Here is a 21,684-nt window from a genome sequence, read left to right as displayed (position 1 = left end):
GCGGACCCCGACCACGCATCGACATCGACGTTTTCCATGCCAAGAAACATTCGGTTCATAACCTGATTTCCTACGAACCGATGGCTAAGGAGACACCCCTGATGGCCAACGAGACAGCCGTTACGGAGACCATCGACAGCCGACTTCAAGAGAACCGGAAGCACTGGATCGCACACTGGGAGCCGGAGGACCACCGGTTCTGGCAGACCGTCGGCCGACCGATAGCCCGGCGCAATCTCATCTTCTCCATTTTCGCCGAGCACATCGGCTTTTCGGTATGGCTGCTGTGGAGCATCGTCGTGGTCCGGCTCGGCACCGTGGGCTGGGAGCTCAGCGTCAGCCAGGCGTTATGGCTGACCGCCGTGCCCAGCGGTGTCGGCGCCTTCCTACGGCTGCCGTACACCTTCGCGGTGCCGATCTTCGGCGGCCGGAACTGGACGGTCGTCTCTGCGCTTCTGCTGATAATCCCGAGCGCCGGCCTGGCCTGGGCGGTCAACCATCCGGGAATCGGCTACGTACCGCTGTTGTTGATCGCCGCCACCGCCGGTTTCGGCGGCGGGAACTTCGCATCCAGCATGGCCAACATCTCGTACTTCTATCCCGAACGGGAAAAGGGCTGGGCCCTCGGGCTGAACGCGGCCGGCGGCAACATCGGGGTGGCGGTGGTGCAGTTCCTGGTGCCGAAGGTGATCGTGTTCGGTGGCGGGTTGGCACTGTCCAGAGCGGGCCTGATGTACATCCCGCTGGCGGTCGTCGCGGCGGTCTGCGCCTATCTCTACATGGACAACCTGGCCGAGGCCAAAGCTGACGTCGAGCCGGTCTGGTCGTCGCTACGGCACTCCGACACGTGGACCATGTCGCTGCTCTACATCGGCACGTTCGGGTCGTTCATCGGCTACTCGGCGGCGTTCCCTACCCTGCTCACCGCGGTGTTCGACCGGGCGGACATCGCGCTCGGCTGGGCGTTTCTCGGCGCCGGGATCGGCTCGGTCAGCCGGCCGTTGGGTGGTCGCCTCTCCGACCGCATCGGTGGCGCCCGGGTGACCGCGGCCAGCTTCGTCGTGCTCGCGGCCGGTGCCTACGCCGCGCTGTGGGCGGTGCAGCGGCAGGACCTGGGCGTCTTCTTCGTCAGCTTCATGGTCTTGTTCGTCGCCACCGGCATCGGCAACGGGTCGACGTACCGGATGATCTCGAAGATCTTCCGGGTCAAGGGCGAGGACCAAGGCGGTACGCCGGAGACCATGCTGCGGATGCGCCGGGAAGCAGCCGGCGCGCTCGGCATCATCTCCTCGGTCGGCGCGTTCGGCGGGTTCTTGGTGCCGATCTGCTACGCCTGGGCCAAGTCGACGTACGGCAACATCCAGCCGGCGCTGCGCTTCTACGTCGCGCTGTTCCTGGTGATGCTGGCCGTCACCTGGTTCGCCTACCTGCGGCGCGGCTCGCGGATGGCGCAGGCCGGCGTCTGAACGGACGCGACCAGCGCGTCGCCGGTCACCCGAGCGGCGCCGACGGTCAACTGAAGGCAGGTGGCTGGCCGGTGGCTTCCAGCACCGACGACCACAGGTCGCCGTGCGGGTCGACCTGGTTGCGGATGCTCGTCACCAACGGCATCGGGACGTGGACGAACCGGCCACGCCACCGGCCCACCACCAGTTCGGTACGCCCGGCCATCGCCGCGTGCACCGCAGCGTGCGCCAGCCGGATACAGTAGACGCTGTCGTACGGATTGGCAGGCACCCCACGGATCGTGTAGCTGGGGTCGATGTACTTCAGGCTGGCCTCGGCCTCCCGGTCGCTGTTTTCGTCGGCGTTACCACGGCCAGAACCGCACGCATCGACGATCGGCGAAATACGTACGGAGACGTATGCGCGGCCCGACGCCGCCCGGTAACCCTGGGCAGGTGACCAATCATCACCATTCACTGTTCGTTGTCGCCCTCGCGGCGGCCGTCTCCACGGCGGTCTGGACTCCGGCACCCGCGGCCAGGGCCGCCAGCGGCCCGGATCAGGCCGCCGCCACCAGCCGACCCGACCTGAGCGCGGCCAACCGGCTGGGTCCGCTCGACGCGCTACCCGACTGGTCGCGGGCCGGCTACCAGGGTGGTCAGCCGCTGCCCACCGACGACCTGATCAACGGCGACGCCGCCTGCCGGATCGACGCGTCCCGGCTGGCCGGCGAGTTCGGCGTGGTCGCCGACGACAGCACCGACGACAGCGCCGGCCTGCAGGCCGCCATCGATCACGTCCGCGACGTCTGCTCGCCGTCGGCCAACTTCCGCCGACTGTCACTGATCAGCCTGCCGGCCGGGCGGATCGACGTGTCCCGGCAGATCTACGTCGACGCCAACTTCCTGGTGCTGCGCGGTCAGGGCGCCGGCGCCGGCGGCACCCGGGTGGTGTTCCGGCCGGACACCGACACCCGTTACGACACGCTCAGCAGCGACGGCAGCCGCTGGGAGCCGAACGGAATGAGCTACGGCAGCGGCAACGACGTCGGCAAGGGCGGCTGGATCTGGCCGGGCCGGGCGCTGTTCAAGGTGCAGACCCGCGACGTCGCCAGCCGCTACCAGGACGAGTGGCAGGCAGCGCCGGCCAACCGCAAGGACCTGTTCGAGGGATCGGTCAACCAGCACTGGGTCTCCGGGCAGAAGCTGGCCGGCCGGGCCGACGACCCGGGATTCTCGGCCCGCGCCGGGCAGACCGTCGTCCACCTCGCCGGCAACACCAACATGAACAAGTTCTCTCCCGGCGGGTACGTCTGGGTCGGCGCCGCCAACAGCATCAACTTCTACGAGCAGCAGGGCGTCACCTACGCCGAACACGCCAGCATGATGGAAAACCTCCACATGCGACAGCAGATGTTCCGGGTGACCCGGGTGGATTCATCCGTCAAGACGATCACCCTGGACCGGCCGCTGGAGTACGACCTGCCGGTCGACTCGGTCTCCGACGGCTCACCGCCGCTGCTGACCGAGACACCGTTCGCCAGCAAGGTCACCCCGCTGACCGCGGTCGAGGGCGTCGGGCTGGAGAACTTCGCCTTCACCCAGGAGATGACCGGGCTGCCCCGACTCGGCGGCGGCACGTACGCTCTCGATCCGGCCGACGCGGTGCACAACTACGGCAACCTCGCCCCCGAGTACGCCATGAACGGGGTGCTGTTCAAGTGGGCGGCCAACAGCTGGGTCCGCGGCCTGGCCGGCACCATGACCGGATCCCACCCGGTGGTCACCGAGGTCGCCCGCAACCTGCAGATCGAGGACAACACCTTCGACGGCGCGTGGAACAAGGGCAAGGGCGGCAACGGCTACCTGCGCGGCAGCCGGGTCTGGGACTCGCTGTACGCGTACAACACCAGCCGCAACCTGCGGCACTTCACCTTCCAGTGGTCGGCCAGCGGCAACGTGGTGTTCCGCAACGATCTCGACTCCGACCTGAACCTGCACGGCGGCTGGGAACGGTACAACCTGTTCGAAGCCAACACCGTACGGGTGCCGTACGAGCACAGCTCGGGCAGCTGCACCGCCAACTGCGGTGGCGAGGGCGGCCAGGTCGACGAGGGCACTTGGTATCCGATCTGGTGGGCGGCCGGCCCGAAAGCGATCAAGTGGTCCGGATCGGCCGGGCCGCAGAACGTCTTCTACCACAACGACCTGTCCAAACAGCTCACCCCTGGCGGACCGTACGTGACGTACGAGCCGTACTCGGTGACCGGCAGCGCCGACCCGGCCGACACCATCTACCAGTTCGGCTCCGACCCGGCCCACCCGCGCCGGTTCCGCCACCTGAGCGCGGCCGGATCGGTGATCCCCGACTGGTCGGATCGGGAGACCCTCGACTACACCGGCGGGCGGGGTGTCGTCGCCACCACCGGATACCGGCACCCGTCGCTGTTCCTGAGCGACGTCGGGCAGCTCGAACCCCGGGACGAGGAGGTCCGCCAGGCTGCCACCTGGAACATGCAGGGCGCGGGCACGTCCGGCGGCTGGACCGGCCAGGCCGGCGAGTACGAGAACAAGTACGCCAACGGAGTCCTGCCGCTGGCCGTGAGCGGCAGCACCTCGGTGATCGCCTTGCAGGAGGCCGGTGCGCCGCCACCGAGCGGCGGGCCGCCGACCGACCACCCGCAGGTCGACTTCCAACGGGCCGACGGGACGTTCCCGCCGGTGCGGGAGTACCGCCACGGCGGGACGGATCGCCGCCCGCAGGGTTACCTCTACTGGCTGCACACCGACACCTCGGCGAACGGACCGGGCCGGGTCAACCTGGCCGTCGCCACCCGGACCCAGGTGCCCGCGGACGGGATCTTCGTGGTCGCCTCGCCGCTGGGCGGGCGGCCGGCGCTGGGAGTCAACGTCGGTGGCACGGTCTTCTTCACGGTGCACGGCTTCTCCGGCAACGGCAACGACATGCCGGGGCTGCTCGGCGCGATCCGGCAGCGGATGCTCGTCGCCGGGCCGGGCAACCAGCCACTGGACTGGGTCGCGATGGGCGACTTCAACCGCGATCCGGACAACCTGGCCAACGCGCTGCCGGCCGGACAGTTCCGGGTGCACGCTCCGCCGACGCCGACCCACCCGACCCAGGATCCGCAGCGGTACCTCGACTACGCGGTGGTGCCGGACACCGGCAACGTACCCCGGGTCACCGGCTCCGAGACCCTGTCGCAGATCCTGCTGTCGGACCATCTGCCGGCCCGGTTCCGGCTGGTCCTGGAAGCCGCGGCCGAGCCGCCGCCGCTGGTGGCGCAGCCGACCCCACCCGGCAACGCGGTGCTGCGCAACGCCGGCACCACCAACGTCGCCGACATCGACCGCTTCGGCAGTGGCAACGAGATTCTCGACGTACCGTTCCATTCGGGTTTCCAGCAACGGTGGTGGCTGGATCCGAGCGCGGAGTTCCCGTCCTACTACCGGCTGGTCAACCTGCTCACCGGCGACTTCCTGGGCCAGGAGAGCGGGGTGGCGGACGCGCCGGTGGTGCAGTGGCCCAACGAGGCGGCGGATCAGCTCTGGCGGCCCGACTACCAGGGCGACGGAACGTGGACGTTACGCAACATGGTCACCCAGCAGCTGCTGACCGCGTTGCCCGGCGCGCACCGGCTGGCCGGGCGGGACTGGAACGGCTCGGCCGAACAACGCTGGTTCTTCCAGACCGAGGCGTCGATGGAGGACTCCCGCGAGATCAACCACTTCCCGCCGCAGCAGGCCACCGACCTGGTGGTCGACATCTCCGGCGGCGGTAACGCGGCCGGCACGCCAGCGATCCTGCATCCCGAGAACGACGGGGACAACCAGCGGTTCAGTCTCATCCCGGCCGGCCAGACCGAGGGCGCCAACTGCTACTACCTGGCCAACGCCGGCGGCTACCTCAGCGCCGCGCCGACCGGGGCGTCCACCGCTGGCGCACCGGTCGCGCTGCACCACTTCCGGGGCAACACCGACGGCTACCTCTGGTGTCAGATCGACGAATCGCTGTCATTCGCCCTAACCAACCGGACGGTGGTGGCCGGCGTGCCGACCGATCTCTACCTGTCCGATCATGGTGTCGGCAACCAGTTGACGGTCGAGCGGGGGGACTCGCAGTTGATCCAGACCTGGTTGTGGGAGGCTGCCAGCTGAGCAAGGCCCGCTGATCGTACGCACGTGGTGTCGGCGGGGTGGTCCGGACCGGACCACCCCGCCGGCGCGGGTGCCGAAGGAGGGACGATGGCCGCTGCCCTACGCGTCGACGTCTGGTCGGACGTGATCTGCCCGTGGTGCTACATCGGCAAACGCCGGTTGGAGGCCGCGCTGCGCCAGACCGGGTACGCCGACCGGGTCGACGTACGCTGGCACAGCTTCCAGCTCGACCCCGGGCATCCGGCGGGCAAGCGCCAGCCGGTGCACGACATGCTGGCCGGCAAGTACGGCGTACCGCCGGCGCAGGTGCGGGCGATGACCCGTCAGGTGAGCGAACTGGCCGCCGCCGAAGGGCTGACGTACGCCCTGGACCGGGCGATCGCGGTGAACACGCTCGACGCACACCGGCTCAACCAGCTGGCCGCTGGGCATGGTCTCGGCGGACAGCTGCACGAACGGTTGTTACGGGCCCACCTGGTCGACGGCGAGGTGCTCGACGACGCGCCGACCCTGATCCGGCTCGCCGCCGAGGTCGGTCTGGACGTCGACGCGGTGCGGCGGGTGCTGGACGGCGACGGGTACGCCGCAGACGTCGCGGCCGACGCCCGGGCGGCTCACCGGCTCGGCGCCACCGGCGTCCCGTTCTTCGTCATCGACGACCGGTGGCGGATCTCGGGAGCGCAACCGGTCGACGCCTTCGTGGCCGCGCTACGCGCCGCGCACGCCGCAGCCGGTGCCTGACCGGCGGGGTCGTGGAAGGGTGCCGGAACGGTGGCCGGACTACCGTGGTGCCTTCTGCCCAGCGACCGCGTCGGCCCGGTCAGCGGCCGATGGCCCGGGGGCCCGATGCGACCGGTAGGTCAACCACGACGCGGCGATGCCGGCGATCGCGGCGGCCACGCTCGCCAGCTGGTCGGCCAGCGACGGGCCGATGGCGGCCACCACCAGTACCACCAGCAGTATCGCCGCGACCAGGCCGAGCGAGGCGGTACGGAGCGTCCGCTTGAGTACCGTACCGGCCCATCTGCGTAGCACCGGCACCGCCAGTGCCTCGGCCACGATGATGCCGGCCATCACCAGCAGCGGGATCTGCCAGGGTTGGATCTGCATGACACTCACCTCCGCTGGACGTGGGTCGGCGGCACTCTCGCCGGGCTGTTCGCGTCGTCGGTCACGCCAGGGCTTCCATCATCTCGTCGATGAAGTGCGGCGCGAGTTGCTCGTCGCGGTGCAGGAACCGCTCGACGTGGTCCTTGACCACCGCGGAGAACCGGCGGTAGTTGGGATGAGCCGGCCGGGGCAACGCGTTCTCCACCGCTTCCCGCACGCCGTTGAGGTGCGGGATCGACGCCTTGAGGTTGTCGTCGCTGTAGGCACCGATCGCGGTAGGCGCCAACCCGTGCGTGGCAAGGATCTTCTGCACCACTTCGCTGCTCGCGAAGGCGATGAAGGCGCGGGCCTGCGGGACGTGCGGTGAGTCGGCTACCACGGCCAGACTCTGGCCGCCGAGAACGCCGGCGTCCATGACGGCCACCTGAATCCGTCCGGTGCGCACGTCCGGATTTTCGAGCTGCTGCAGTTCGCGGTACTTCACCGGCCAGTTGCGCATGTAGCGGCAGGGCGAGTCCGGTTGAATGAACAGGTCACGGGATTCCGCTTCGCTGCCCGACACCAGCACCCGTTGCGCCTCGACAGCTTCCTTGAGCGGAGTGAGCGCGGACCGCCAGAGTTCGATGTCCTGGGAGATAAGGTCGGCGGCCACACCAGGGACGGATGGATCGGGCACCTTCAGCACGCCAGGCCGCGAGGATGCGGCATGTTCCAGAACGTTGACCACGAAGGCTTCGTGGTACGCCGACACACTGGGCCGGAGCTGGCCGACGAACTGCTGCGAACCGTCCGGAATAGTGGCCATCAGCTCGGACAGCGAGCGCGAGGCTGGCCGGTCGTCGTCGCCGGTGCGGACGAAGAGCATGCCGACGTCGGTGTTGAACGGGACCGCCCAGTAGCGCGGATCGTCGATGGAAACCCGGTTCATCCAGTCGAGCGGCCCGATGAGCTGCCGGCCGCCGTCCAGCGCGATCGGGCTGATCAGCTCCCGGTCGGCGAACTCCGGCACGTCGATGACGTCGAGGTTGAGCAGATCCGCTTCGCCGCGTACCGCCTGTTCCAGCATGATCTGGCGCTCGTCGCCAGAGCCGAGAGAGATCTCATCGACGCGAACGGTGATGTCGGGATTGGTCTGATTCCACATGGTGATGATCAGGTCACGGGCACCGGTGCTGTCCGTGCCGCTGGTGAGTCGCAACTCGACCGCTGGTGTGGACCGACCTCGCGGGGCCGCGTAGAGGGCGATGGCGGAGAACGTCCCGGTGGCCAGGACGCCGCTGAGGAACGAGCGCCGCGAATACTGCTCCGGTGTCGACACGTAGACCCCTAACCGACAGCCAGATCACCGAGAACATGATCGAAAACCGACGATGGTTATGTACGTCACACTACGACAGTGGGTCAACGCGGTAACAGACCTGCGCCGGGGCACCGATCCCGCGTGAATCTTCCAGACCCTGGGTACGGGCCCATGCAACGTACCGGCCAACTGGCCGACCCCCTGGAGGAGACGTCGCATGAGTCACGTGACCGAAACCGACGCCGATGACGAGGCGAAGGCGAAGGACGAGACCGAGGCCGAGACTAAGGTTAAGGCTGAGGCCGGGGCCGCGCCAGCGGGTGCGGAAACGCCACACCACCAGTCGGTGGTGCCGCATCCGCCCACCGGCTGGCGCCGGTTCCGCTACATCGGACCGGGCATCCTGTGGGCCCTCGCCGCCCTGGCCACCGGAGAGCTCCTGTTCACCCCACGGGTCGGTGCACAGTACGGCTACACGCTGATGTGGGCGCTGGTAGCGGTGCTCGCGCTCAAGCTGTTCGTGACCCGCGAGATCGGGCGCTACAGCGTCGTCACCGGCCGGCGGTTGCTCACCGGGCTGGCCGGGCTACCTGGCCCGCGCGGCTGGGCCATCTGGGTGATCCTGTTGCCGCAACTGGTGGTCGGAATCGCCGCGATCGCCGGCATCGCCAGTGCCGCCGGCAGCGCCGTCGCGATCGCCGTACCCGGGCCGATCCAGCTCTGGACCGGCGTGGTGATCGCGGCAGCCGCCGGGCTGGTGTTGTTCGGACACTACGCCGGCGTGGAATGGGTGTCCCGGATTCTCGGCATCGGCCTGGCGGTCGGTGCGGTCGTCGCCGCCATCCAGGTCGGGCCGGACCTCGGTGAAGCCGCCGCCGGGTTCGTGCCGGTGCCGCCGGACGATCTCGTGGTGGCGGAGATCCTGCCATGGCTCGGCTTCCTGTCCAACGGCGCGGCCGGGCTGATGTGGTACTCGTACTGGATCACCGCCAAGGGGGTCGGCATGGCCGGCGCGCCGGCGGACGAACGCCCCGACCCTCGCGATCTCGACGGCGGCCAGATCGCCCAGGTACGTGGCTGGCTGCGCACGATGACACTCGACTCGACGTTCGCCGTGGTCGGTGTCGCCGTCATCACCGTCGCGTTCCTGGTGCTCGGCGCGGAACTGCTACGCCCGGAGGGAGTCGTGCCCGCCGAGGCGGACGTCGCCCGGGACCTCACCCGGCTGTTCAGCGAGGTGTTCGGCAGCGTCGGGTTCTGGCTGATGGTGGTCGGCCTGGTGTCGGCCTTCTGGACGGCCACCCTGACGAACATCGACGGCTGGCAGCGGCTCTACACCGACGGCGTACGGCGGCTGCTGCCGGCGCGGCTGGTGGACCGGCGGTGGACCCGCCCGGTGGTCATCGGCCGCAGCGCGGTGGTCGGATGGTTGGCCGCGCTGCCGTTCGCCGTGTTCCTGATCTCCGGGGACCCGGTCACCCTGCTGACCCTGGCCGGTTCCATCGAAGCCGTGCACATCCCGCTGGTCGCGGCGCTGGTGCTGTGGCTCAACCGGCGCACGGTCCCACCGGCGCTGCGCGCCGGACCGATCGCGACCGCCCTGGTCGTCACGGCGGTGGCCTTCTTCACCGGGTTCGCCGGCTACTACCTGTGGCAGCAGATCGTCGGCTGATGCGACGCCGACCGGCAGTGTGAACAGGCCGACCGGCAGTGTGAACAGGCCGACCGGCAGACGATGCCGACCGACACACGATCAGGGGCCGCGGCGACTGCTCGCCGCGGCCCCGGCAGGAGCTCAGGTACCTGCTCAGCGGTAGTAGGGGTATCCGGGGTACACGTATCCGACGCCCCAGAACGGCAGGTAGCCGTAGTAGCCGTACAGGTCCTCGTAGTACTTGTCCTGCGACACCAGGTCCGGATCGTAGGCGGGCGCGCCGGAGACCCGTTCGCGCGACTCGTTGATGTGCACCACGTCGTCGGTGATCCGGGTGACCGCGTCGACCGGAATGAACGAGGCGGTGGCACCGATGCCCAGGATGCCGCCGTGTTCGACCCGCAACATCCGGACCTTGTGCTCGGCCTCGTCGATGAGCAGGTCGTCGACCTTACCGATCTCGTTGCCGTCGGTGTCGTGGACCTTCCTGCCACGGATGTCCTCGGCGGGGTCGGCCACCATTTCGTGGGCATCGCTCATCTTGATCAGCTTTGCGTAACCCTCGGTCTTCATGACACCTCCCATCGGGTCATCCGCTCACTGTTCCCGTCGACGGGCGGTGGCAAACCTCCCGCTGCCACTCCCACCTCAGCTCCGCCTTCCGTATCAGCTTCACCCGAAGGCCCTCGCGCCCGGCCAGACCGGTGCGTCCTGGACGAACGCCGGGCTGCCCGCACCGGTGGCCGACAGGTGGTGTACCCGCAGCTGGCCAGTTGACCCGGCTCTGGCCAGCAGGTCGGGGATCTCGTCGCCGTTGACGTCCGGCATCCCCAGGACCACGTTCATCGCGGCCGCCGTCCAGCCGGTGCCATAGGGGACGTCGCCGTCGCGGGACGCGGCCGCCGACTTGAGCGACGCCAGGTCGACACTGCCGGTGACCGGGCCGGGCAGGCCGTGCCGCAGATACATGGTGCCGTTGTCGAGATGCCGCCACAGCAGGTCCGGTGTGCCGTCCCGGTCGATGTCTGCGACGTTGACGATCTCCTGCCGGCCCCAGGACGCGCCGTCCATCAGGGTCGCCTGGGCGAAGCTCGCGCCCGTGTAGCCGCTCAGCGTCCAGAACGCGGTGCCGGCCCGCAGAACCAGGTCCGGATGCCGGTCGCCGGTGATGTCACCGACGGCCTTGAGCTGGGTCCAGGTCGCCGGGTCCGGCACGCCGTCGGGCAACTGCACGCCAATCCGGTCGTCGACGTTGAAGCTGCCGTAACCGTCGCCGGGATAGAGCCAGAACCGGCCATCCGGGGTACGGGCGAACAGGTCGGTGACGCCGTCGCCGGGAAAGGCGTCGGCATACTTGGTGATCAGCGCGGCCGAGCCGGACGCCGGGTCGTACCAGTGGCCGACGGGATTCAGCGTGTTGCCGGTGGCGTACGACGCCTCCAGGGATTCGTACAGTGCGCCGTCGGTGTCGGTCGGATAGGTCCGCAGCTCGCCTGCGTCGGTCACCACGGTCAGGTCCGGGCGACCGTCCCCACCGGTGTCGCCGGGTCCGTCGGCCGCGTCCCGGGGCGGCAGATAGAAGGTGTAGTCGGTACGGGCGCTGCGGTTGCCGACCGCGTCGTACGCGAACACCTGCATGGTGATGGGGCCGGAGTGCCGTGGCCGCAGATCGGGCACGGTCGCGGTACCGGCGCTGGCCGTGACGTACGTCAGGTTCAGGCCGCCCATCGCGTAGCTGAACTGGGCGGCGTCGGTGGCGGTGAAGGTGATCGGCCCGGTCTGGCCGAACGTGACGGTTGCCCAGGTGGCCCCGTCCGGGGTGGCCGCCAGGAACACGTCGCTGGTGACGACCGGAGCCGGTGGCCCGCTGGCGTCGATGGTGATGCGACAGGGTTCCTGACCCGGCGGGAAGAAATACGAAACGGCCCCCTCGGTGTCCTCGGACCGCACGTCCCACGAGTAGGTGGCGCCGTCCTGGAGGCTGGTGGCGGGAATCGTCACACTGCCCCGACCGTTGCTCAGGCTGGTGACCAGTGTGCCGGTGGGCACGGGGTCACCGACCTTCCAGAGCCGGAACCGCAGGCCGCGCAGGTTTCCGTCGGGGTCGGATCCGGTGGCGGACAGCACCAGGTTGGTCCGGGCGACCGTGGTGCCGTTACCCGGTCCGGGCGCGCAGGCCCCACCGGGTGCGATGGCACCGTTCACCGGCTCGTTCGGCTTGCGGTTGTAGACCACGGTCAGCTCGGTCGCCGAGACCTGGAACAGGCGCCAGGTCTCGAAATCCGACTCGTGGGTGGCCTTCATTCCGAAGGTCACATTCGACAGACCGCCGTCCGCCGCCACCTGGGCACCGTGCTGCACGTTGAAACCGACGTACGCGTCGGCGCAGTCGGCGCGCCCGTGCGCGAACGAGCGCCGCTGCTGCTCCGTATGCCAGGCCGGCTGCCTGCTCCAGGTGTTGCCGGACGAGATAGCGCCGACGAGCCACAGCTGCATTTCCTTGGACGTGCAGTTCCAGGAGTGGGTGTTGCGCACCCGGAAGGTCGCCGAGCTGACCGTCGCGCCCTTGATACTGCTGTTGAAGCCCATCCGCCAGAACGACCGGGTGGTCAGCCAGCTGTCGCTCTCGGACCCGACCCGGGCGACGGTGGTGCCGTTGTTGAAGTTCGTGCCGTTCCAGGTGTTGGTGTTCGGATGGTTCTTGTAGACGGTGGCCCAGGCCAGGGTGCCGCTGATCATCGTCGGGTCGAGGAAGACCGGGAAACGCGCGTCCGGGTCGTCGAGCAGGCCGCTGGCGGCGGCGTCGAGACGCAGCCGGGCCTCGCCGGTGCCATCGCCGTCGAGGCCGGTCGGCAGCTGCCCGATCGTGGCACCCGATTCCGCGCCGTGCAGGCCGGACAGGCGCAGCACGTCTTCGACGGTCGCCACTGAGGTGCGGGGTTCGCCGTCGGGGCGGTGTGGGTCCGGTGCCGACGAGTCCCACGCGAACGGAGTCGAGATCGAGCTGATGGCCTCGCCGGTGGCCGGGTCGAGAATCAGCACACTGCCGGTGACCGGGTCCCGGCGAAAGACCGCGGTCGCCGACCGCAGGCCGTAGCTGAGCTGCCGTACCGATCCCGCCTCGGCGGCGGCCGGCGTCTTGACGATCAGCAGCTGCGCGAAAGCGCCGTCGTCGCGCACCACGGCCAGCAGGTCCACTCCGGGCAGCACCTCGGGGTAGAGCGCCCGTGGGCCGTCGAGGACCGGCTCGGGCAGCGCTCCGGGCCAGGTGTACGTGACGGTGTGGCCGGCGACGTTCACCTCGGCCAACACGGTGTCGCCGGCGTCGCTGGTCGTGCCGGTGGCGCCGGTGCCGCTGGCCAGCCGGATGGGGTCGGGGGCGTTGACCGGGCGTACGACGAGACCGTCGGCGGCTGCCGTCCGCTGTTCCGGGTCCGCCGCGGCGTGGGTGAGGGTGGTGTCCAGTGCCGCCCATCGCCCGGTGGTGTCGCGGGCCCGCTGCGGGATGGCGTGGATCGAGGTCCGCAGCTGTCCGTCCGGGCGCGCCCAGGTCAGTGAGGTGGCGTCGGTGGCGGTCTCGATCAGCACGTCCTCGCCGGTACGGCGGGCCTGCTCGATGGCGGTCGCCTCGTCACGCAGGACGACCGGTTCGGTGGCGTCCGGTGCGGGCGGCGGTTCGCCGGCCGAGGGCCGCAGCCACGGCAGCGCGGCTGCCATCAGGGCCACCGACAGCAGACCTGCGGTCAGGGCGAGCCTGGTACGGGTACGCACGAACGAGCTGAGCAGGCGAGGCGCGGTCACTGCGGTCTACTCCCGGTGGGACCAGGCGGGCAGGGGTCCGCAAACGATCGCATGACCCGGGCCGTCACCGCGTGTCTCTTTACCGTTACGAATCTGTTATTTCCCAGCCGGGACAGCAACCGAGCGCATCGACAGGCTAGCTACAGGTAGCTTCCCATCAGCGACAACAGATACACGCATGGCTATTCATAACTTGATGTCACGCCTGCGGCGAATCATCCCTTCTGCCCGTGATCGCACCGTGACACACGTCACCCCAATCCGATCCGGACCGCTATTAGGCGGTTGAGCAACCGTCCGACTTGGCGCAGAGTGCTCACGACCGTGCCGCGTCCCGATCCGGGTCCACGCGGTCGGCGTCCGCACCTTCTCTTCACGCCTGGGAGTCGACGCGTATGCGTGGTACCGGTCCGCTGTCGCCGCAGCGGGATGACCGAGCAACCCGTACCGGATCGGTCCACGGTGGCTGGTCGCGCACCAGGCGAGCCGCTCTGCTCCTGCTGTCGGCGACGCTGGCGGTGACGGTCGTGCCGGCCGAGGCGTGGGCGGTGCCCGGCCCCGGCATGAGCCGGGAGTCGCTGCGTGTCGATCTGCCCGACGTGCCGGAAAGTGGCCAGGTCGACCAGAACGAGTCGGCCGAGTCCGATCTGACCACCGGCGACGAGGTGCCGGTGGTGCCGTACGAGCCCGTGGCAGTCACGCCGTGGGAGTCCGGCGACGGCACTGTGGACCTTACCGGGCTGGCGCCCGGCGAAACGTTGCCGGTCGAGGACCTGCCGGTCGCGCTCGGCGTGCCCGCCGACGGCGACCCGGCCGGACTCGCCGGCAGTTGGGCCGTCGGCCTGGCCGGTCCGGAGGCGTCCCAGGCCGCCCGGGTGCCCGGCCTGATCATGAAGATCACCCCACCGACCACCGCCGATCCGGCCGCCGAGGTCGCGCTCACCGTCGACTACACCACCTTCGCCGACCTGTACGGGCCACTGGCCGCAGACCGGTTCGGCTTCCTGCTGCTGCCCGACTGCGTCTACGACGCCCCGGACAGCGGCGACTGCGCGACCGGCGCCGCCACCAGCGCCGCCACCAGCGCCAAGGAGCCGGCCGCCGTGCCGACCCGCGCGCGCAGCGAGGTGCGGTTGGTGCCGGCCGGCGGGGCCGCCGCCGGAAACACGGCAGGCCACCTCGAAACCAGCGACGACGACCCGGCACCGCCGGCCCGGCGGGTGGTCACCGGCACCGTCCCGGTCAGCGCGCTGCTCGCCGCTGCAGCGCCGGCCGCCGCCGAGGCCACAGCCGAGGTCACCGCCGCTGCGGCCTCGTCCAGCGTGGTCGGTGTGCTGGACACCGGGGCCTCGGCTGCCGGTGACTTCACCGCCACCCCGCTGCTCTCCTCCGGCTCCTGGGCGGCGGGCGCCTCCTCCGGCGCGTTCACCTACTCGTACCAGGTGCAGGTGCCGGAGACCTCCGGCGGCCTGATGCCGCAGGTCAACCTCGGATACTCGTCGCAATCGGTGGACGGGCGGACCTCGGCCACCAACAACCAGGCCTCCTGGCTCGGCGACGGCTGGGACTACAGCGCCGGGGCGATCACCCGCAGCTACGCCAACTGCACCCAGGACTCGAAGAAGGCCGGGTCGAACAACGCCACCCACCGCACCGGCGACCTGTGCTGGGGGTCGAACAACGCCACCCTGTCGCTCGGCGGGACGACCACCGAGCTGGTGTGGGACGTTGGCGAGCAGACCTGGTTCACCGCCAACGGCGACGGGTCGCGGGTCCAGTTGCTGACCGACACCGGGCTGGCCAACGGTGACGCGGACGGCGAGTACTGGGTGGTCACCACCCGCGACGGCACCCGGCACCACTTCGGCCGGCACCGGCTGCCCGGTTGGTCGTCCGGTGACCCGGTGACCGACTCGGTGCTCACCGCACCGGTGTACGGCAACCACCCGGGTGAGCCGTGCTACCAGGCCGGCAACTGGGCCGGCTCGGTCTGCACCCAGGCCTGGCGCTGGTCCCTGGACTACGTCGAGGACGTCCACGGCAACGCGATGAGCCTGTGGTGGGCCCGGGAGAGCAACCACTACGCCCGCAACTTCGCCTTCGCCGATCCGGTCTCCTACCACCGGGGCGGCTACCTGACCCGGATTGACTACGGCCAGCGCGCCGACACCATGTTCTCCGCCGCGCCGCTGGCCCAGGTGTCCTTCACCGTCGCCGAGCGCTGCTTCGCCGAGGGTCCGCTGACCTGCACCGAAACCAACTTCACCAGCACCGATCCCAGCAAGTACCGCATCTGGTACGACACCCCGGCCGACTTGCGCTGCGCCGCCGGCGAGAAGTGCTGGAACGCGTCACCGTCGTTCTTCACCCGCAAACGCCTGGCCACCATCACCACCTGGGCGCAGCGGCAGTCCGGCGGCACACAGCGCCAGAAGGTCGACGAGTACCAGCTCAAGCAGTCGTTCCCGATCCTGCGGACCGGGCCGAACACCGCGCTGTGGCTGGAGTCGGTCACCCGTACCGGTTACGGCCGCAGCGGCGCCGGCACCGACACGATCAGCCTCAACGCGGTCCGGTTCGAGGCCAACCCCGACGACATGCCCAACCGGGTCCGGCGCGACGACCGCCCCAGCTTCTCCCGGCTGCGCGTCGGCCGGGTCATCAACGAGTACGGCGGCGAGACCATCGTCACGTACCAGCAGCCCACCGGGGCCTGCGCCACCGGCGTCGGGCTGCCCGGCAAGGACGACACGGCGGCGCTGCGGGACAACGACCGGCTCTGCTACCCGTCGTTCTGGCACCCGGACCCGGCCGTCGAGGACATCGACTGGTTCCACAAGTACGTCGTCGACAGCGTCGAGGAACTGCCCAACATCGACGGCGCGTTCAGCACCGTCACCCGGTACGCCTACACCGACCCCGGCTGGAAACTCGCCGAGCAGGAGTTCACCAAGAAATCCACCCGCACGTATTCCCGGTTCGCCGGATTCGCGCAGGTGACCGTGCTGACCGGGGCGGACGACCCGGCGCTGGGCGCCCGGCGGACCAAGGCCGTCACCCGCTACTTCCGGGGCCTGGGCGACACCGTGCCGGTGCTCGACATCGACGGCGTCGCGATCGCCACCGACGCCGAGCCGTACGCCGGGCGGATCGCCGAGGAACTCACCTACACCAGCCCGGACGACGCCGACAGCGGCTGGCTGACCCGCAGCGTCACCGTGCCCGCCGCGACCGAACTCGGCCGGCGCGACCGCGACGACGGCCTGAGCCCGCTGCGCGCCTGGCGGGTCACCGAACCCCGGCAGATCACGTACACCCGGTCCTCCGGCACCGGCGACGACACCCGCACCCAGCGGGTCGTCGAGACCCGCACCACGTACGAGGCCACCCACGGGCTACCCACCCACATCGAGTCCCGGGGCGACACCGGCCGCCCCGGCGACGAATCCTGCACGTACGTCGAATACCTGCACCGGGCGGACAAGAACCTGATCGGGCTGACCCGGCAGCTGCGGACCAGCCCGACGCTGTGCGCCGACGCCGACTTCGACGACCTGACCACGCTCAGCGCCGCCAGCCGCGTCGGCTACGACGGCCAGGCGTACGGTGCCGCCCTCGCCGCCTCGACCCGGGCCCTGGTCACCCAGACCTGGTCGGTCAAGGCCGACGGCTCCGGCTTCCAGTCCGACGGCACCGCCGGCTTCGACGCCATCGGGCGCTCGGTGTCGCGCACCGACCCGGACGGCGAAACCTCGACCACCACGTTCACCCCGGCCACCGGCCAGACCTATCAGGTCACCGAACGCAACCCGCTCGGCCACGAGCAGACGCAGGAGATCGAGCCGGGTCGGGGCACCGTCGGGCGGACCACCGACGCCAACGGGCACACCAGCCAGGCGTCGTACGACCCGCTGGGCCGCCTGGTCGAGGCGTGGGCGCCCGGCCGCGCCCCGGCGCCCGGCGCGGTGCCCGACTTCCGTGCCGAGTACCACCTGCCGGCCGGCAAACCGCCGTACGTGGTGACGAAGGTGCGCGGCCACGACAGCCGGGTGCAGACCGCGGTGACCCTCTACGACGGGCTCGGCCGGGAGCGGCAGAGCCAGCAGGAGGCCGTCGGCGGCGGCCGGCTGATCAGCGACACCCTCTACAACAACTCGGGCGAGGTGTGGCAGACCAACAACGCCTACTTCGCCGACGGCTCGCCCAGTGGCCAGCTGTTCACCCCGCTGGCCGACACCGCCGTGCCCAACGCCACCCGCTACGCCTACGACGGCCTCGGCCGGGTGGTCACCGAGATGCCGGTGCTCGCCGGCGTGGAAACCCCGGACCGGGCCACTCGCTACGAGTACGGCACCGACCACTCCACGGTGATCAACCCGATCAACTCGGCGTCGTACCGGCTGTTCACCGACGCGGTCGGCCGCACTGTACGGGTTGACACCTTCACCGACAACGCCCGCACCGCGTTCACCTCGACGCGCTACGAGTACGACCCGCGCGGCCAGCTGGCCAGGGCGTGGCACTCGGCCGACCCGGACCACCCATGGACCTGGCAGTACGACCAACGCGGCCGGCTGGTCACCGCCGCCGACCCGGACGCCGGCACCACCACTCTCGGCTACGACCACCGGGACCGACCGCTGACCTCGACGAACGCCCGTGGCGTGACGGTGTGGAACGGCTACGACGAGTTGTCCCGGCCGACTCAGCAGCGGCTCGGCGGGGCCGGTGGCACGCTGCTGGCCGAGTACGCCTACGACACCGCGCCGGGCGGGGTCGGGTTGCCGGCCAGCGCGACGCGCTACACCGACGGATCGGCGTACACCCAGCAGGTCGGCGGCTACACCGACGACTACCAGCCGACGTCGACGACGCTGACGCTGCCGCAGTCGGTCGCCGACGCGTGGGGGCTGGCCACGTCGTACACCTACGGGTACACGTACACCGACACCGGTCTGCCGGCTGCCACCAGCCTGCCGGCGGTCGGCAGCCTGCCGGCCGAGAAGGTGCTGGTCCGCTACACCGCCGACGGGCTGCCGCTGACCGTGTCGGGACGGGACTGGTACGGCTCGGAGACCGTCTACTCGCCGTACGGGCAGGTGCTGCGGTCCACGCTGGGCGCCCAGCCGTACCGGGTGTGGACCATGGCGTCGTACGACGACGCCAGCGGCGCCCTGCTGGACCAGCAGGTCTACCGCGAGCAGACCGGCGACACCTCGGTCGTCGGCGGCAACCTCGTGTCGCGGCGCAGCTACTTCTACGACGGATCCGGCAACGTTCTCGCGATCCGGGAACACGCGACCGGCATCGAGGAACGGCAGTGTTTCAACCACAGCTCGACAGGTCAGCTGCTGCGCGCCTGGACGGCGGTGAACCAGGCCTCGTGCGCGGCGGCGGCACCCGGGCCGGGCACGGTCGCCGCCGGCCCGGACGGTGCCGGCTACTGGCAGGAGTACGAATACGACCTGCTCGGCAACCGGACCACACTGGTCGACAAGGACCTGACCGGCGACACGTCAAAGGACGCCACCACCACGTACGACTACGGCCGGGCCGACGGCAGCCAGCCGCGCACCCTGACCACGGTGACGAAGGACTACGTCACACCGGCCGGCGCCGAGGTGACCGCCGAAGCGCAGCGGCTGTACGAACTGACCGGCGAGACGAAGTCGGTGACGTCGGTCCAGACCGGCGACGCCCAGGAGTTGACCTGGACCTACGACGGCAAGATCGACCGGATCTCCGGCCAGGGCGCGAGCGGCCGGACCGCGTACGTCGGCCCGGCCGGAAGGTGCCTGGACCTGCTGACGGGCACCGCGGCTGCCGGCCGGCCGATCCAACTGTTCGAATGCAACGGCACGACCGCCCAGAAATGGACCTTCGCCCCGGTCGACGGCCAGCCCGACGCGGATCTGGGCACCCTGCGGATCTACGACGACTGGTGCGTCCAACCCGCCATGGACACCGCCGGATCAGCCGTCCAACTGCACGAATGTGACGGTTCGACCGGCCAGCAACTGGCCCGCACCGCCGCCGGGCAACTCCGCCACACCGCGTCCGACCTGTGCCTCGCCGTACGCGGCGGTGCCACCGCCAACAGCACCCCGATCGAGCTCGCCATCTGCGACGCCACCGCGACCGCCCAACAGTGGGCGGCGCAGGACGAAACCCACCACATCTACGGCCCCGACGGCACCCGGCTGCTGACCATCCAGAACCAGCAGGCCACCTTGCACCTGGCCGATTCGGTGGTGACCGTCGCCGCCGGCGGCGTCAACATCAACAGCCAACGCAGCTACCCCGTCCCCGGCGGCAGCATGCTCCGCTACGCCTACGGCGCTGCCCCGGCCGAACTCACCGCGATCGCCACCGACCACCAGGGCAGCCCGTACGCCGAGATCGGCACCACCCAGGCCACCATGCCCGTCCGGATCGTCAAACACGACCCGTTCGGCAACCCCCGCGCCACCGACACCCTCGCCACCAACCTCAAAACCCAGGCCGGTTTTCTCGGCGCCACCCGCGACGACCCGTCCGGCTACGTTCCCCTCGGCGCCCGCCTCTACGACCCCGCGGTGGGCCGGTTCCTCTCCCCCGACCCGGTCCTCGACCTCACCGACCCGGCACAGGCCAACGGCTACACCTACGCCCACAACAACCCCGTCACCCACGCCGACCCCACCGGCCTGTCCATCTCACTCACCCCCTCGGAGAAAGCCGCCGCGCTCGCCGGCGCCGGCCTGTCCGCCGCCCAGGTCGCCCAGGCCCAGTCCACCATGGGCCGCTCCCTGGCCTCGCTCATCCTCTCCGTCGCCTGGGACGTGCTGAAGGAGTTCATCGGCCTCAACGCCGCCCTCGGCTGCTTCGGCGGAAACATGTGGTCCTGCGTCGACCTCATCACCGAAGCCATTCCCTGGACCAAGGCGTTCAAGGCGATCCCCCGTGTCATCAAGGCAGTCAACCGCACGATCAACGCCATCCAGGCCTGGCAGAAGGCCAAACGCGCCGCCCAGGCCATCCTCCGCGCCGCACGCGCCGCCGAAACCGCCGCGTTGAACGCCAAGAAGGCTGCCCTCGAACGCGCCAAACGCGCCGCCCAGGCCGCCAAGAAGAAAGCCGCCGACAAGGTCAACACAACCAGCAACCGCGCCGTCACCACCAGCAAGAAGACCGGTAACCCCGTCCAGAAACAGGCGCAAGCCAAAACCAACCCCAAAGCCTCCACCGCCGCCAGCGGACGCGGCGGCAGCGGCGGCGGAAGCAAAGCCAGCTCCAAACCCGGCGGTACGGCCGGCGGCTCCACCCGCAGCAACGCCGGCACCACCGGAGGTGGCGGCAACGGCAAAGCCAACGACAGCTGCCTCACCAACAGCTTCACCCCCGGCACCCACGTCCTCCTGGGCGATGGCACCACCAAACCCATCGAGCAGGTCAAAACCGGCGATAAAGTCACCGCCACCGACCCCGAAACCGGCACCACCACCACCGAGACCGTCACCGCCACCATCACCGGCGACGGCGTCAAACACCTCGTCACCATCACCATCGACACCGGCAACGACTCCGAGACCGCCCAGGTCACCGCCACCGACGGACACCCCTTCTGGGTGCCGGAGCTGAACCAGTGGATCGACGCCACCGACCTGCAGGCCGGCCAATGGCTCCAGACCAGCGCCGGCACCTGGGTGCAAATCACCGCAATCCACCACTGGACCGTGTCTCAGGCCACGGTCCACAACCTCACCACCAGCCACACCCACACGTACCATGTACTCGCCGGCAACCAACCCGTACTCACCCACAACTGCGGTGGTGAGGCGACTGTCCACCTGGACTTCAGTAACCCTGAGGCGAAGCACGCACTAATCACCGTCAGGAGCGACGCTGGGGAAGTGCTCTCCACGCACCAGTTCGGGAGCCCGCAAAATCCGCGGGCAGGGGTCGAAACCTTCGATCCCGCCACGCTAGATTCCAAGAAAATCATCAATGTTAATATTCGCATACCAAATGCGGACGCTGCCATGGCGTACGCTGAAGTTATGATGGACAAGACGGCCAAGGGAACTTATCCGGCGTACAGTCTGAGGACTCAGAGTTGCGTGACCTACTGTGCAAAGGTGCTACAGGCTGGAGGTGTAAAGGGAGTGCCGACGACTCCGGGTGCGGCGCAGAGGTGGTTCTTTGAGCAACTCGGGTAA

The 21,684-nt window shown here is 69.6% G+C and carries 10 protein-coding genes; 5 read left to right on the top strand and 5 right to left on the bottom strand.

Annotated features, from left to right (window positions below; genetic code table 11):
• Positions 1-101: 101 nt before the first annotated feature.
• The gene (locus ACN27F_RS23680) at positions 102-1,466 is read left to right on the top strand and encodes a NarK family nitrate/nitrite MFS transporter (RefSeq protein ID WP_421437017.1); all 1,365 of its coding nucleotides are present in this window, start codon (positions 102-104) and stop codon (positions 1,464-1,466) included.
• Between the two features lie 46 nt (positions 1,467-1,512).
• Here ACN27F_RS23680 and ACN27F_RS23675 read toward each other — a convergent pair whose 3' ends face one another.
• Entirely contained in the window at positions 1,513-1,737 is a 225-nt protein-coding gene (locus ACN27F_RS23675; protein WP_421437014.1) for a hypothetical protein, read from the bottom strand.
• A 164-nt stretch (positions 1,738-1,901) separates the two neighbouring features.
• Between ACN27F_RS23675 and ACN27F_RS23670 the strand changes: the two genes are divergently transcribed.
• A complete protein-coding gene (locus ACN27F_RS23670) occupies positions 1,902-5,621 on the top strand; it encodes an RICIN domain-containing protein (protein ID WP_421437012.1) in 3,720 nt (1,239 codons plus the stop codon).
• An 87-nt stretch (positions 5,622-5,708) separates the two neighbouring features.
• The gene (locus tag ACN27F_RS23665; protein WP_421437009.1) at positions 5,709-6,362 is read left to right on the top strand and encodes a DsbA family oxidoreductase; all 654 of its coding nucleotides are present in this window, start codon (positions 5,709-5,711) and stop codon (positions 6,360-6,362) included.
• A gap of 39 nt (positions 6,363-6,401) precedes the next feature.
• On the opposite strand, the gene ACN27F_RS23660 is transcribed toward ACN27F_RS23665, so the two are convergent.
• Together ACN27F_RS23660 and ACN27F_RS23655 are read right to left on the bottom strand one after the other, a co-directional pair.
• Complete coding sequence (locus ACN27F_RS23660) at positions 6,402-6,731, bottom strand: hypothetical protein (RefSeq protein WP_421437007.1); 330 nt, start codon at positions 6,729-6,731, stop codon at positions 6,402-6,404.
• Positions 6,732-6,792: 61 nt separating this feature from the next.
• Complete coding sequence (locus tag ACN27F_RS23655; RefSeq protein ID WP_421437006.1) at positions 6,793-8,049, bottom strand: hypothetical protein; 1,257 nt, start codon at positions 8,047-8,049, stop codon at positions 6,793-6,795.
• A 199-nt stretch (positions 8,050-8,248) separates the two neighbouring features.
• Between ACN27F_RS23655 and ACN27F_RS23650 the strand changes: the two genes are divergently transcribed.
• Positions 8,249-9,703, top strand: a complete 1,455-nt coding sequence (locus ACN27F_RS23650; protein ID WP_421437003.1) for an Nramp family divalent metal transporter — start codon at positions 8,249-8,251, stop codon at positions 9,701-9,703.
• Between the two features lie 135 nt (positions 9,704-9,838).
• Here the strand turns inward: ACN27F_RS23650 and ACN27F_RS23645 are convergent, their stop codons facing one another.
• Complete coding sequence (locus ACN27F_RS23645; RefSeq protein WP_421437000.1) at positions 9,839-10,258, bottom strand: PRC-barrel domain-containing protein; 420 nt, start codon at positions 10,256-10,258, stop codon at positions 9,839-9,841.
• A 99-nt stretch (positions 10,259-10,357) separates the two neighbouring features.
• The gene (locus tag ACN27F_RS23640; RefSeq protein ID WP_421436999.1) at positions 10,358-13,486 is read right to left on the bottom strand and encodes a DNRLRE domain-containing protein; all 3,129 of its coding nucleotides are present in this window, start codon (positions 13,484-13,486) and stop codon (positions 10,358-10,360) included.
• 395 nt (positions 13,487-13,881) lie between these two features.
• Between ACN27F_RS23640 and ACN27F_RS23635 the strand changes: the two genes are divergently transcribed.
• Positions 13,882-21,684, top strand: a complete 7,803-nt coding sequence (locus tag ACN27F_RS23635) for a ricin-type beta-trefoil lectin domain protein (RefSeq protein WP_421436997.1) — start codon at positions 13,882-13,884, stop codon at positions 21,682-21,684.

Origin of the sequence: Solwaraspora sp. WMMB335 (assembly GCF_049179075.1) — a bacterium.
Lineage (GTDB): Bacteria > Actinomycetota > Actinomycetes > Mycobacteriales > Micromonosporaceae > Micromonospora_E.
This window is presented reverse-complemented; position numbering and strand designations above follow the sequence as displayed.

What these genes read in the sequence shown, in the direction of transcription:
- ACN27F_RS23680 (WP_421437017.1), top strand. Translation starts at nt 102, where the DNA reads ATGGCCAACGAGACAGCCGTTACGGAGACCATCGACAGCCGACTTCAA.
- ACN27F_RS23665 (WP_421437009.1), top strand. Translation starts at nt 5,709, where the DNA reads ATGGCCGCTGCCCTACGCGTCGACGTCTGGTCGGACGTGATCTGCCCG.
- ACN27F_RS23660 (WP_421437007.1), bottom strand. Translation starts at nt 6,731, where the DNA reads ATGCAGATCCAACCCTGGCAGATCCCGCTGCTGGTGATGGCCGGCATC.
- ACN27F_RS23650 (WP_421437003.1), top strand. Translation starts at nt 8,249, where the DNA reads ATGAGTCACGTGACCGAAACCGACGCCGATGACGAGGCGAAGGCGAAG.
- ACN27F_RS23645 (WP_421437000.1), bottom strand. Translation starts at nt 10,258, where the DNA reads ATGAAGACCGAGGGTTACGCAAAGCTGATCAAGATGAGCGATGCCCAC.
- ACN27F_RS23635 (WP_421436997.1), top strand. Translation starts at nt 13,882, where the DNA reads ATGCGTGGTACCGGTCCGCTGTCGCCGCAGCGGGATGACCGAGCAACC.